This window comes from Paraburkholderia fungorum, assembly GCF_046027605.1.
GTDB classification, from domain to species: domain Bacteria; phylum Pseudomonadota; class Gammaproteobacteria; order Burkholderiales; family Burkholderiaceae; genus Paraburkholderia; species Paraburkholderia fungorum_F.
The window spans coordinates 137,429-150,911 of sequence record NZ_JAQQEF010000005.1; the positions used below are offsets into that span (position 1 = coordinate 137,429).

General features: G+C 62.6%; 9 protein-coding genes. 5 read left to right on the forward strand and 4 right to left on the reverse strand.

Features of this window, described 5'->3' with window-relative positions; genetic code table 11:
- Positions 1-180: 180 nt before the first annotated feature.
- Positions 181-4,575 (forward strand): DNA translocase FtsK, encoded by a 4,395-nt coding sequence (locus PQR53_RS11105; RefSeq protein ID WP_408453099.1) that lies wholly within the window; start codon positions 181-183, stop codon positions 4,573-4,575.
- A 153-nt stretch (positions 4,576-4,728) separates the two neighbouring features.
- Here the strand turns inward: PQR53_RS11105 and PQR53_RS11110 are convergent, their stop codons facing one another.
- Entirely contained in the window at positions 4,729-5,139 is a 411-nt protein-coding gene (locus tag PQR53_RS11110; RefSeq protein ID WP_408453102.1) for a hypothetical protein, read from the reverse strand.
- 503 nt (positions 5,140-5,642) lie between these two features.
- A complete protein-coding gene (locus PQR53_RS11115) occupies positions 5,643-6,950 on the reverse strand; it encodes a lactonase family protein (RefSeq protein WP_459251627.1) in 1,308 nt (435 codons plus the stop codon).
- Between the two features lie 252 nt (positions 6,951-7,202).
- Between PQR53_RS11115 and PQR53_RS11120 the strand changes: the two genes are divergently transcribed.
- Entirely contained in the window at positions 7,203-7,355 is a 153-nt protein-coding gene (locus PQR53_RS11120) for a DUF3096 domain-containing protein (protein WP_007175701.1), read from the forward strand.
- A 319-nt stretch (positions 7,356-7,674) separates the two neighbouring features.
- Here the strand turns inward: PQR53_RS11120 and PQR53_RS11125 are convergent, their stop codons facing one another.
- Positions 7,675-7,920: a hypothetical protein gene (locus PQR53_RS11125; protein WP_408453108.1), complete on the reverse strand. Its 246-nt coding sequence runs from the start codon at positions 7,918-7,920 to the stop codon at positions 7,675-7,677.
- Between the two features lie 230 nt (positions 7,921-8,150).
- Here PQR53_RS11125 and PQR53_RS11130 point away from each other — a divergent pair, with 230 nt between their 5' ends.
- Together PQR53_RS11130 and PQR53_RS11135 are read left to right on the forward strand one after the other, a co-directional pair.
- Complete coding sequence (locus tag PQR53_RS11130; protein ID WP_408453111.1) at positions 8,151-10,031, forward strand: glycoside hydrolase family 15 protein; 1,881 nt, start codon at positions 8,151-8,153, stop codon at positions 10,029-10,031.
- A 178-nt stretch (positions 10,032-10,209) separates the two neighbouring features.
- On the forward strand, positions 10,210-11,487 hold the full coding sequence (locus PQR53_RS11135; protein ID WP_408453114.1) for a polyhydroxyalkanoate depolymerase: 1,278 nt from the start codon (positions 10,210-10,212) through the stop codon (positions 11,485-11,487).
- A 119-nt stretch (positions 11,488-11,606) separates the two neighbouring features.
- Here the strand turns inward: PQR53_RS11135 and PQR53_RS11140 are convergent, their stop codons facing one another.
- Complete coding sequence (locus PQR53_RS11140; protein ID WP_179737076.1) at positions 11,607-12,239, reverse strand: TetR/AcrR family transcriptional regulator; 633 nt, start codon at positions 12,237-12,239, stop codon at positions 11,607-11,609.
- Positions 12,240-12,633: 394 nt separating this feature from the next.
- Between PQR53_RS11140 and rsxB the strand changes: the two genes are divergently transcribed.
- Positions 12,634-13,464, forward strand: a complete 831-nt coding sequence (gene rsxB, locus PQR53_RS11145; protein WP_408453117.1) for an electron transport complex subunit RsxB — start codon at positions 12,634-12,636, stop codon at positions 13,462-13,464.
- Positions 13,465-13,483: the final 19 nt, after the last annotated feature.

Sequence of the window (13,483 nt, forward strand, 5' to 3'; positions counted from 1 at the left end):
GGCGCACCGTATGGCGGACGCAGCGTTAGCCACACCATTCCGACGGTGACTACTGCATAGATCAGTCGCCGGCCGGAACGGAATTTTTTACGGCAGCCCTTAAAGCATTTTGCCCTGCCCGTTTCAGTTTAGAATCGCTGGCTTGCGCTTAAACGCGTCCGTCATTCGTTGATGTCCAGTATGCATACCGTAGTTTTCGGCTGGTTCGGCGGGTCAGCCGTCTGGTTCATTCCTCTTTTGTGGCGCCTCGTGAAGTCGGTGCTGCCAGGCGGCGCAGGTTTGCGCGGCCCCGGCACGATCCGCCTTTGGCTCGGCTTCGTCTGCGTGATGGTGGCGAGCTGCACACTGGAGGGGTCGCTGATCGGCGCGGCCGGCGTGAATGGTTTTGGCCATGCACTGGCGGCGGGCTTCGGTCATCTGCTCGGGCATATCGGCACGCCGCTCGCGGCGCTCGCCCTGCTTCTGATCAGCTTGCCCTGGCTGATCGACTTCCGCTGGCGCGACGTCGCCGGGTGGGCCGATGGCGCATTCGGCCTCGGCCTGTCACGCGGCATCGCCAAACGCGATGAGGAAGCGCGCCGCCATCGCAGCGTCGATGACGGTTTGCCGTCGCATGTTTCGCCGTCCACTTCCACTAATACGATGGCGCCGAAAAGCAATGGACGTTATGCGCGTCCGACTGTCTGGCGGCCGCCGGCGCGTGGGCGTGGTGCCGCGGCGGCTGGTGGTGCGGCGGGCGCGGCAGCGGCAGCGGCAGCGGCGGCGAAAGATGCAGCGGCGCGTGGCCCTGGGTCGGGCTGGCGCGCTGGCGCAGTGAAGACGCGCAGTCAGGCAGCGCAGGCCGAGCCGGTACTGCGTACGTCAGCGGGAATGCCGACGCGGCAAGCGCCGATACAAACACCGACGCCGATGCAGGCACCGACACAGGGCCGCTCGCTGAACACGGACAAGGCGGCGTGGATGCCGGCTGAACCGGTTGCGCCGAACGGCTGGTTGCGTGAGCCGGCAACGGCGCCGCGCACGGGCTCATCGGTAGCCGGTTCGGCGGCGGGACCGGGAACGGCCGCGCTCCCCGCTCGTGATGGCGGATCGCAAGGTGGTCGACGCCCGGCTGGTCATCAATGGCCAGCGGGACCGGCGGCCGCCGGCTCAGGCATGGCAGGTGTCGCCGGTCTTGCGGGTGCGAGTGCGGCGGCACATGCGGCACAAGCGCTGCCCGCGGCGACGGCAACGCGGATGATGTCAGGATCGGCAGCCGGTTCTGCAACGCGCGCCACGATCGGCACAGGCCGTCCGTCGACAATTCAGGGTTCGGCAGCCAGTGGAGTCTCTTCGGGAAGTCGCTCCCGGGCGGCTCAGCAGCCGTTTGCGCCTGGTTCGCGCGCGGACACCAACGTCGCGCCGGAGCAAACAACGCGGCGTCCGGCTTCGTCCAGCGCCCCGGCGCCGAGCTATACACGACCGATGGCCACGGCGCAGAAGGTCGCCCCGCCCGCCAGCGTCCAGGAGACGCTTCGCAGCATCGCGGAAAACGCCGCGCGCTGGACCGATATCGCGGGAGTCAGCCTCGCGCGCAGCAGCGGCGCGGAAAACGCAACGGTCACGACGGCTCCGGTGAGCACCGAGCCGCCAGTCGACGCTGGGCAATCGGGCGTGGCTTCGTCGTTGCCAGGTGAGGGGGAACAGGCCGCAGTGCGGGGCGCGAGCGGGTCTTCACAGGATGAAGCTGAAGTTGTGCTGGTCCATATGCCAACGCAGCCGCTGATCGAATCGCGGTCGTTTGCGGGCGCGCGATCGCCGGTCCAAATGCCGCCGCGGGACGAAACGCAGTCGCGGGTTGAAACGACACGGTCGAAAGCTGCTTCCGCGGCGCCGATCGAGCAAAACTCCGAAACTGTCGTGCAATGGCCAATTGAGGCGCCCATCATCCAGACACCGTTGGTCGCGACAGTGGCGCCTACGTCGGCGTCCGCATTGACAGTAGCAGAAGCATTGGCGCCAGCGGAAACATTAGCATCGGCACAAGCAGAGGCCTCCCTACCAGCAGAGGCTTCACCACAAGCACAGGCACCAGCCCGCGCTGATGCACCGACATCAGCACCGACGTTTGCATCCGCACCAGCAGCACCAGCAGCACCAGCAGCACCAGCGGCACCAGCGGCACAGTATGCAGCGCCGGTGCCGGCTGCCACGCCGTTTCAAATCTTCGCGGCGCAGTTGCAGGAAAACCGCACAGCAACGGACGTGTCACCGGTCATCGAAGAGGAACCGACGCAATCAACGGCCGATAACGACCGCAACGCAAATGCAGCGGTCGAACAGGTGCAGCCGATCGCTCAGCCTGTCGTGCCGTCGCAGGACGCAGCGTCGGCGGACGTATCGCGTGTAGTCAGCGCCACCGCGACGAGCGAGCCCGCGCCGACACATCACGTCGCACCCCCTTGGCAAGTCGTGAGCGCGAGCGATACTGACAGGCCAGTTGAAGTCGAAACAACGACCACCGCTGCCCTATCGGACGCATCGGACGTATCGGACGCAGCGGACATATCCGACGATTTGAACTCGTCAGCGGCCTTGTACGCATCGGACGCATCGGACCTATCCCGCGATCTGAACTCATCAACGCCATCGGACGCTTCACCCGTCGCCGCCATAGTGCAGCCGCAAAACACCGCATCGCACGTGTCGAATGTGGTTCGCTTCCCTGGCTTCGCGTCGCACGCCGCGGCGGTCACGCCGGTGGCCTCTGCCGCCATAGTCGACGAAACCGCCAGCGGGCTGGCTTACGCGCCAAGCACATCGGCAGAGACAGGAGCACCGGCAATACCGGCAGCACTGAACGCATCACGCGCAACAACCACACCGAGCGCCCCCACCGCCCAACCCGTACTTCCTGCAGCCCAGTTCGCGCCCGAGACGTCACCTGGGCCAACCGAACGCACGGAAGCCACCGACCTCGTCGAACGCACCGAGCTCGTCGCACGAACGGAGCCCATCGAACGCATCGAACCCGCCGAACCCGCCATCCAGCGCCCGCCGCTGCGCGGCCACACGCCGGCCAACGGCTTTGAATTCCGCGCGCCCGCGGCATCGATGGTCGAATTGCCGACGCTCGATCTGCTCGCGCGCGCCGACACCGACGTCGAACCCGTCTCCGAAGAAAAGCTCATCGAAACCGGCCTGCTGATCGAGCAGCGTCTGCAGGAATTCAAGGTGCCGGTCACCGTAGTCGGCCATTCGGCTGGCCCGGTCATCACGCGCTTCGAAGTCGAGCCGGCGCTCGGCGTGCGCGGCAGTCAGATCGTCGGCCTGATGAAGGACCTCTCGCGCGGCCTCGGCCTCACGTCGATTCGCGTGGTCGAGACGATTCCCGGCAAGACCTGCATGGGCCTCGAGTTGCCGAACGCGAAGCGGCAAACCATCCGTCTGTCCGAAATCCTCGAAGCAAGCGTCTACCAGAACTCGCATTCGCAATTGACGCTGGCGATGGGCAAGGACATCACCGGCCATCCGGTGGTGGCCGACCTCGCGAAGGCGCCGCACATGCTGGTGGCGGGCACGACGGGTTCAGGCAAGTCGGTGGCGATCAACGCGATGATCTGCTCGCTGCTTTACAAGGCGACGCCCGAAGAAGTGCGGCTCATCATGATCGACCCGAAGATGTTGGAACTGTCGGTGTACGAAGGCATTCCACATCTGCTCGCGCCGGTCGTCACCGATATGAAACTGGCGGCCAATGCGCTGAACTGGTGTGTCGGCGAAATGGAAAAGCGTTATCGGCTCATGTCGGCGGTCGGCGTGCGCAACCTGCCCGGCTTCAACCAGAAGATCCGCGATACCGAAGCCAAGGGCAAAAAGCTCGGCAACCCGTTCTCGCTGACGCCGGATGCACCCGAGCCGCTCGCGCCGCTGCCGCTGATCGTGGTGGTGATCGACGAGCTCGCCGACTTGATGATGGTCGCGGGCAAGAAAATCGAAGAGCTGATCGCGCGTCTCGCGCAGAAGGCGCGCGCCGCCGGCATTCACCTGATTCTGGCGACGCAGCGTCCGTCGGTGGACGTGATCACCGGCCTCATCAAGGCGAACATTCCGACGCGTGTGGCGTTCCAGGTGTCCTCAAAAATTGACTCGCGCACGATTCTCGATCAGATGGGCGCCGAATCGCTGCTCGGCCAGGGCGACATGCTGTTCCTACCGCCAGGCACGGGTTATCCGCAGCGTGTGCACGGCGCGTTTGTCGCCGACGAGGAAGTGCATCGGATCGTCGAGTATCTGAAGCAATTCGGCGAACCGCAATACGAAGAAGGCATTCTGGACGGCCCGGCGACGGAAGGTGGCGCGGCGCAGGACCTGTTCGGCGAATCGCCGGATGCTGAAGCTGATCCGCTTTACGACGAAGCCGTGGCCTTCGTGGTGCGCACGCGGCGCGCGTCGATCTCGTCGGTGCAGCGGCAATTGCGCATCGGCTATAACCGCGCGGCGCGGCTTGTCGAGCAGATGGAGACGGCGGGTTTGGTGTCGGCGATGGGGATTAATGGTAGCCGTGAAGTGCTGGCGCCGGGGCCGGCGGAATAGTAGGCGGTGGGTGGAATTGCTGCGGGTGGGAAACGGGGTGGTGCCGTCGCGTAGTTAGTGATAGGTACTAGCGTTCCACCCCGCACTAGATAAAAAGGCGCGATTACTTGCGCCTTCCCCGCAACGCTACAGCGACTACCGCATGGTTATGCGCTATGCGTCAGCATTGGTTAGCGGTGCGACAGACACGCTTGCGCTGGTTGCAGCATGAGCTATTGCCGCACTAGCAAGCAGACCCGCTGCATGCTTCGCGGTGATGTGGCTTTCAGGTACGCCTTTAGCATCGAGCGCGATGACCTGATACAACTCGCGATCACGCACAAGATCACGTTCATATCCTTCGACCGTCTCTACCAGGAGCTCCAGCAATGCGCGCTGGCTTTGCCGTTCGTCGCGCGTCACGGTCGGGCATCGATAGATTGTGCTTGCCAGACTAACCAGCCGATTAAGCTGGCCACGTTGCTGATCGCATAAGCGGAAAGTTGAAAGCGCGAGTTTCTCGTACTGCAGCGCGTCGACCGGGGGACGTGACGAGGTTTGAAGCTGTTTGGTGATCTTTGTCATGGTGCGATTGCCGGTTCGTTCCTGAATCGCCCGACACTTGCTAACAGATAGGGTGAGCGGGCACGTAACAAGGTTGGCAGACCGGTACTGAAACCACAAACCGGCAGACCCGGAGGTCTCCTTGCTACAGCCCGCCCATTGAATAACAGGCGTGCGGAGGCAAACGCACGACCTGCCGAAGCAGGCGCGCGGGTTTCAGTAACTCAGGCTGCCAAGCCTGAACCGTCGTTGTTTCGACGGCTTTCTGAGTATAAGCCGCACGATGTAGCACGCTCTTACCGGCGCAGGCTAAATCGGCCCGGTCGATATTATTTCAGAATTTCTCTCTTAAACTTCCGAAACGTTGATCAAGTTCTGTCCAGAACCGCCACGACGGCAACATAGCCCGAGGCGGCGCAGCAACTCAGAAGCCCGCTGTCATCATCGCCATACGGGTCCACTCAAAAACAGTATTGTCCGAAGCGGCCCGTCTTCTAAATGCGGCGCCGGCACCCTCCCTCCCCTCACGACGGCGCCACCAACTTGAAATCCACCGGCGAATCAATCTCGATCCGCTTCGGATTCGCCTCGAGCAAGCCGCTCTGCTGATCGCGCTTGAACACATACACCGTGCCGCTGTTCTGATTGCCGACGATCAGCCAATTACCGGTCGGGTCGATCGCGAATTCGCGCGGCGACTTACCCAGGCTCGACTGGTGCCCGATCTTCTTCAGATGACCATTGGTGGGGTCGACCGAGAAGATCACGATATCGTTCGCGTCGCCGCGATTCGACGCGTAGACAAAGCGCCCGTCCGGCGACAGATGAATCGCCGAGCCGCCCACCGCGCCCTTGAAGCCAGGCTCGGTCAACGAAAGCGTCTGCACTTGCGTGAGCTTGCCATCGTTGTAGTTGAAGGTGCTGACCGTGCCCGCCAGTTCGCTCGTCAGATACGCATGCTTGCCGTCCGCGCCGAACACCAGATGACGCGGACCGGTGCCCGCTTTCTCCTGGGTGTAGCGCCAGTCGGTCGGGCCGAACAGGCCGCGGCTGCCGTCAGGCGTGTAGCGGTATGAGTACAGCTTGTCGGCGCCCAGGTCTTGCGCGAACAGGTAGTGACCGTCCGGCGAGAACACGGTGGAGTGAACGTGCGAGTTGTCCTGACGCCCCTTCACCGGACCGCCGCCTTCATGGTGCACCGTGAGCACCGATGCGCCCACCTGACCGTCCGCCTGCAACGGGAACACCGCGAAGCTGCCGCCCGGATCGGCGGCCACCGAGTAGTTGGCTGTCAGCAGGTATTTGCCGTCCGGCGACAGGCTCAGATAGCACGGGTCGTTGCCATCCGACGAGACCTTGTTGAGGAAGGTCAGCTGGCCGCTTGCGGCGTCGAAGCGAAATGCGCTGATGCCGCCGCGTTGCGTGGCCGGGCCATTGTCGCCGGGCAATTCGTTGACCGCGTAGACGAAGCGGCGATCGCGGCTCACCACCAGGTACGACGGGTTGACCGTCTGCGCGACCGAGACGCGGGTTGCTTCGCCCGTCTTCGTGTCGAAGCGGTAGACGTATAGGCCTTCGCTCTTGCCACCGGTGTAAGTGCCGACCAGCATGTCATAAACGCCGTCGGCCGGAGCCGGGCCGGAATCTTGCGCAAAGGCATGCGAAGCAACAATCGAGACCATGAGCACGAAACCTTTTATTATCGAGCGGGCGGAACGCAGAGGAGCTAACCGGCCGCCGCGCCATGAGGTGGATTGAACAGCAGGAAGTGAAGAAGAGTTTGAGGCAGAGTTTGAAGCAGCACGCGCTGTGACCCGGGGACTACGAAGCATATGACCTCCTGGACATTGGTTATTCGGTTGCATCGGTTGTAATGGTGTCTCTGGTCTGCCGCGCGTTCGGTCGAATTGTTTTTATCGAGGCAAGTATAAAAGCGTTGCGTCGGATCATGCAGCGATTCCGCTCGGGCCGATTACCGGGCCTCGCCCGGCTAGCCGGCGCGCCGCTGCATGCGTAGCCATTGTCCCGCCTGACGGGGCATTTTTTTCAATCGCGTCTCACCCATCACACACTACGGAGTCTTCATGAACGTCACACTCAGCCTGGGCCCGCTCGTTTCGTTGATCGCCGGTATTCTGATTCTCGTCATGCCGCGCCTGTTGAACTACATCGTCGCGCTCTATCTGATCATCATCGGCATCATTGGGATTTTCGGCGTGGGGTCGTCACATTTCTGAGCCAACGCGGCGGCGGCAGTCGGCAACAGAAGTAGCCAGGGACGTACAACCGGGCGCAGTGCCGGCCCGGCGCCGTCCTGCATGAACGCGGCGGCAGCTGAGCAACGACACGCGTCTCGACGCGGCGACGGTGCAGCACGTGGTGCGTAGCAGGTAGCACAGGGAAGCAGCGAGACTAAGCGGAAAAGCGAAACGGCGTGACAAAGCAGCGCGGCGATATATGTGTATGCGCGATATGCGTATGCGCGGCAGATTCCGGCCCGATGCTGCGCGCCAAATCGAAAACAGCCGCGCGGCGCCAGGCCCGCCCAACAGACAGTCAGCCGTTCGAAAGCTGATCGAGCCGCAAGCGCCCCTGCAACGACAATCCGCCGACGGCATAATGACCCTCACCTTCCTGATGACGCCGGAAGCAGGCCCGTTCGACCAGAAAGGCCGCCGCAGCCAGCATGCGGTTGCGGCTCAGGCCCAGCCGGCCATGATCGAGCGGCAACATCGAGTCGTCGGCCAGTTCGCTGGCGGCTGAGAGAATTGTGATGCAATCGGATTTCGACGGGTTCAGCATTGCTTGGATCCTCGAAAACAGTGTTTGCACGCGCCGTGAGCCAAGGCCGAGGCATGATCCGGATAGCTCCACGCATCGGCACGAAAATCGATTGTAGGCAGTGATTTGACAATTACCAACCCGCGTTTGCCCCATCGCGTGCTGAACCAAAGCGCCTCGCGCGAGTCCGGTAATAACAATGACCCCAAGCGTGGCGGCCTTCGCCTCGCGTAACACTGACACGCTCCTCCATGCCCGCACTCATCGAAGACTACGCACTCATCGGCGACGGCCACACGGCCGCGCTCATCTCCCGGGACGGTTCGGTCGACTGGCTTTGCTGGCCGCGTTTCGACTCCGGCGCCTGTTTCGCCGCCCTGCTCGGCACGCCCGACAACGGCCGCTGGCTGATTTCGCCGGTTTCGGATACACCACCCACCATCACGCGCCGTTATCGCGGCGAAACGCTGATCCTGGAGACCGATTTCGAAACGCCGGAAGGCGCCGTCACGCTGATCGATTTCATGCCGCCGGGCAACGGCTGGTCCGAGATGGTGCGGATCGTGGTCGGCAAACGCGGCACCGTGCGTATGCAGATGGAACTGGTGCTGCGCTTCGACTACGGTTTTTCGGTTCCGTGGGTCGATCGCCTGAAGCACGACAGCGGCGTCAAGGCGATCGTCGGCCCGGACACCGCGGTGCTGCGCACACCGGTTGAGCTACGCGGCGAAAACATGAAGACCGTCGCCGAGTTCACCGTCAGCGAAGGCGAACGCGTGCCGTTTTCGCTGGCTTATGCCGCTTCGCATCTGCGTATTCCGCCGGCACGCGATCCGCACACGTCGCTCGCGCGCACCGAGAATCATTGGCTCGAATGGTCGGCGCGCAGCACGGTTGAAGGCAAATGGGCCGCGCAGATCCGCCGCTCGCTGATCACGCTGAAGGCACTCGCGTACGAGCCGACCGGCGGCATCGTCGCCGCGCCCACCACGTCGCTGCCGGAACAGCTGGGCGGCATGCGCAACTGGGACTACCGCTACTGCTGGCTGCGCGACGCCACCATCACGCTGCTCGCGATGATGCGCGGCGGCTACTACGACGAAGCGCGCGCGTGGCGCAGCTGGCTCGGCCGGGTCATGGCCGGCGCGCCGGATCAACTGCAGATCATGTACGGCATCGCCGGCGAGCGGCGTCTGCCCGAGTTCGAAATCGACTGGTTGCCGGGCTATCAGGATGCCAAACCGGTGCGGATCGGCAACAACGCGGTCGGCCAACGTCAGCTCGACGTCTACGGCGAAGTGATGAACGCGCTGCATCTCGCGCGCGTCGGCGGCCTGCAGGCGGACGACACCGCATGGAACGTGCAGCGCGCGCTGCTCGGCCATCTCGACACGATCTGGGAAGAGCCGGACGAAGGCATCTGGGAAACCCGCGGCGGCCGCCAGCACTTCACCTTCTCGAAGGTGATGGCGTGGGTGGCCTACGACCGCGCCATCAAGTCGGCCGAAATGTTCAGACTGGAAGGCCCGCTCGATGAGTGGCGCGCCACCCGCGCGAAAATCCACACGCAGGTCTGTGCGCAGGCATGGAATCCGGTGCTCAACGCGTTCTCACAGATCTACGGCAGCGACCAGCTCGATGCGAGCGTCCTGCTGATGCCGCTGGTCGGTTTCCTCCCGCCGACGGATCCACGCGTTAAAGGCACGGTGGCGGCGATCGAAAAGGATCTGATGCACGACGGCTTCGTAATGCGCTACCGCACCACTGAATACGACGACGGCCTCCCGCCGGGCGAAGGCACTTTCCTCGCGTGCTCGTTCTGGATGGTGGACAACCTGGCATTACAGGGCCGCATGGATGAAGCCGTGGCCATGTATGAACGCCTGCTCGGTCTGTGCAATGACGTCGGTTTGCTCGCGGAAGAGTACGACCCGAACGCGCAGCGCCTCGTCGGCAACTTCCCGCAGGCGTTTTCGCACGTGGCGCTGGTGCACACCGGCCTGAACCTGATGAAGCACGAACAGGAGATGGCCAAGGCGACCGGGCAGCCGGCGCATAACGACACCATGGCGGAAGAACTTGAGGCTGCGGCAAGCCCCGATAGCGGCCCGGCAACATCGCCAGTACCATGATTTAATGACGTTTGCGCGCAGCCCGCGCGCAAATTGCTGCATTGCACAAGTACGCTTTGTTCAGTATGATCGAGCAGACTGTTGGCCGAAAATCAATGTGCCCACAACCAATACGGCCTGCCGCAACGCCACACGCGTGTTTGCCAAGCCCCATGCGAACCGCCTAAACGGAGCACCCATGCTCTACCAACTGCACGAATTCCAACGGGCGATGTTGAGCCCTCTCACCGCCTGGGCCCAGGCCGCGTCGAAATCGTTCGCGAATCCCGCCAGCCCATTGGCCTATGTGCCGGGCGCCACACGTCTTTCCGCTGGTTACGAACTGCTCTACCGGCTTGGCAAGGATTACGAAAAGCCCGAGTTCAATCTTCATCAGATTGTCAAAGACGGTCATAACATTCCGATCATCGAACAAACGATCATCGAAAAACCGTTTTGCCGCCTGATGCGCTTCAAGCGTTTCGCCGACGACAGCGACGCTGTCATTCAATTGAAAGACGAGCCGATCGTGCTGGTGTGCGCGCCGTTGTCGGGCCACCACGCCACCCTGCTGCGCGATACGGTGCGCACGTTGCTGCAAGACCACAAGGTCTACCTGACCGACTGGATCGACGCGCGCATGGTGCCGCTCGAAGAAGGCGAGTTTCGTCTGGACGATTACGTCGCCTACATTCAGGAATTCATCCGCCATATCGGCGCGAAGAACCTGCATGTGATCTCGGTGTGTCAACCCACGGTCCCGGTGCTCGCCGCCATCGCGCTGATGGCGAGCCGCGGCGAAGACACGCCGCGCACCATGACGATGATGGGCGGCCCGATCGACGCGCGTAAGAGCCCGACTTCGGTCAACTCGCTCGCCACGCAGCACTCGTACGAATGGTTCGAGAACAACGTGATCTTCACGGTGCCGCCGAACTATCCGGGCGTGGGCCGTAAGGTTTACCCGGGCTTCCTGCAACACACCGGCTTCGTCGCGATGAATCCGGAACGGCACGCGGCCTCGCACTGGGACTACTACCAGAGCCTCCTGCGAGGTGACGAAGACGACGCGGAAGCGCATCGCCGCTTTTACGACGAGTACAACGCCGTGCTCGACATGGACGCGGACTATTACCTCGACACGATCCGCGTGGTGTTTCAGGAATTCCGCCTGGCTGAAGGCACGTGGGAGGTCTCGGGCGAACGGGTGCGTCCGCAAGACATCAAAAAGACTGCGCTCTTCACGATCGAAGGCGAGTTGGACGATATTTCCGGCGACGGTCAGACCTTCGCCGCACACGAGTTGTGCAGTGGCATTCCGGAGGAGGACAAGCGTCACTTCACCGCGGAGAAATGTGGCCACTACGGCATTTTCTCGGGCCGCCGCTGGCGCACCATCATTTATCCGCAACTGCGCGACTTCATCCTCGAGCACAACAGGGCGCCGAAGGTAGCGAAGGAAAAAGTCGAAGCCTGAGCACCGCGCGCACGAACATAAACAACGGCCTCTTCTTCAGAGGCCGTTGTCGTTTCTGAGCGCCTGCTTGTTACGACGCTTGCCATGTTGCTGCGCTACCGCGGAATTGAAATCGCAGCCTATTTCCGCAACAGATACGCAAGCAGCAACTCGGTGTTCATCTGGATGACTTCACTGCGTTCGCCCGCACTGCTGAAATCGCGGCCAAGTGTCGCTTCGAGCGTGAAGCGGTTCGACACGATGTAGTAGCCCATGCCGGACAGCGTCACGTAAAAGCGCAACGGATCGACATTGGTGCGAAACAGCCCGGCGCGTTGACCACGTTCAAGAATGCCGCCGAGCGTAGCGACGATCGGCGAGATCATTTCGCGGATGCGCGTCGACTTCTGCATGTAGCGTGCCTCATGCAGATTCTCGTTGTTGATGAGACGCAGCAGCTCGGGATGATCGCGGTAGTAATCCCAAACAAAATGCGCGAGACGTGTGACCGCCTCGACCGGCGCAATGCCGTTCAGTTCGAGCGTTCGTTCCGCTTCGTTGAGCGCACTGAATGCGTGCTCGAGTACCGCGGTAAAAAGCTGCTCCTTGCTACCGAAGTAGTAATAGAGCATGCGTTCATTAGTTTCCGCGCGGCGGGCGATCTGATCGACGCGCGCGCCGAACAGCCCTCCATTTGCAAACTCTTCGGCCGCCGCAAGCAAAATGCGGCGCCGCGTGCCTTCAGGATCTCTTTTGATTTTCGGTTGATTCATGGTGGCATCGTCTTCGTGAGCCGCGTTATCCGAATCGCGCCGCCGGCCTCTCCTCGGGCCTTGCACCGACAGCACTGAACGGGCTGGTTGCGGGAATACCCTTCTGCGGTCATTCGAAAAAGCGCTTCGATTATGGCACATGGATTGCGGATGGCAATCGGGGAAATCGGCGATAATGTGCTATTTAGTTTAGGCGAAGCGCTTAGTTCCACACGTCGCCAATCGTGACGCCAATCGCGCCTCTATTCGTGTCTGTATTTGCCTATATCGGCGCGTGTTGTCGCTGCGTTTTTTGCTCTTTTTTCGCCGCGCTTTTGTGTTGCCCCAGCCTGCCGCGTGTTTTCCCTAAGCCGCGTTCGGCGAGTTGTGCGGCCACGAAGCAAGCCCCCATGTCGTGACCGTGATTGAATTCAGAATACTCGCAGACCGCATCGAAGATCTGCTGCCCCAAACGCAATGCACCAAGTGTGGTTATCCGGCGTGCCGTCCGTATGCCGAAGCCATCGCCCACGGCGAGGCTAACTACAACCAGTGCCCGCCGGGCGGCGCCGAAGGTATCGCCCGCCTCGCCGCACTGCTCGGCAAACCGGTGATCCCGCTCAATTCCGCCAACGGTGTCGAACGGCCGCGTCCGCTGGCGGTTATCGACGAACAAGTTTGCATCGGCTGCACGCTGTGCATGCAAGCCTGTCCGGTCGATGCAATAGTTGGTGCACCGAAACAGATGCATACGGTGATCGCCGAACTCTGTACCGGATGCGACCTGTGTGTGCCCCCCTGCCCGGTCGACTGCATCGCGCTGCCGCCAGTCACGGGTGAGGCAACCGGCTGGGACGCATGGAGCCAGAGCCAGGCCGACGCCGCACGCGAGCGCCACGACCGGCGGGAAGCGCGTCTCGCCCGTGAGCGCGAAGCTGCCGAAGCACGTGCTGCGGCGCGGCGAGCGGTTAGCAACCCGCCCGCTCAAGTGACGCAAGCCGATGCCTCGGCAAGCTCCGCCGCGCCTGCCGCGGACGACGCCGAAGCGAAAAAACGCGCGATCATCCAGGCCGCGCTCGAACGTGCGCGTCAGAAGAAGCAGGAGCTGGCCGCGAAAGGCCAGGGCCCGCAGAACACGGAACGCGTCAGCGCCGACGTACAGGCGCAGATCGACGCCGCCGAAGCACGCCGCCGCCGTCTCGGACTCGCCGAAAACGACGCCGATACCCCACCCACGAAGCCATAACCTGTCACTCCACGCCGCG

Excerpts from the sequence above, each read along its gene's own strand:
- PQR53_RS11105 (WP_408453099.1), top strand. The coding sequence starts at position 181 with ATGCATACCGTAGTTTTCGGCTGGTTCGGCGGGTCAGCCGTCTGGTTC.
- PQR53_RS11110 (WP_408453102.1), bottom strand. The coding sequence starts at position 5,139 with ATGACAAAGATCACCAAACAGCTTCAAACCTCGTCACGTCCCCCGGTC.
- PQR53_RS11115 (WP_459251627.1), bottom strand. The coding sequence starts at position 6,950 with ATGCTTCGTAGTCCCCGGGTCACAGCGCGTGCTGCTTCAAACTCTGCC.
- PQR53_RS11120 (WP_007175701.1), top strand. The coding sequence starts at position 7,203 with ATGAACGTCACACTCAGCCTGGGCCCGCTCGTTTCGTTGATCGCCGGT.
- PQR53_RS11125 (WP_408453108.1), bottom strand. The coding sequence starts at position 7,920 with ATGCTGAACCCGTCGAAATCCGATTGCATCACAATTCTCTCAGCCGCC.
- PQR53_RS11130 (WP_408453111.1), top strand. The coding sequence starts at position 8,151 with ATGCCCGCACTCATCGAAGACTACGCACTCATCGGCGACGGCCACACG.
- PQR53_RS11135 (WP_408453114.1), top strand. The coding sequence starts at position 10,210 with ATGCTCTACCAACTGCACGAATTCCAACGGGCGATGTTGAGCCCTCTC.
- PQR53_RS11140 (WP_179737076.1), bottom strand. The coding sequence starts at position 12,239 with ATGAATCAACCGAAAATCAAAAGAGATCCTGAAGGCACGCGGCGCCGC.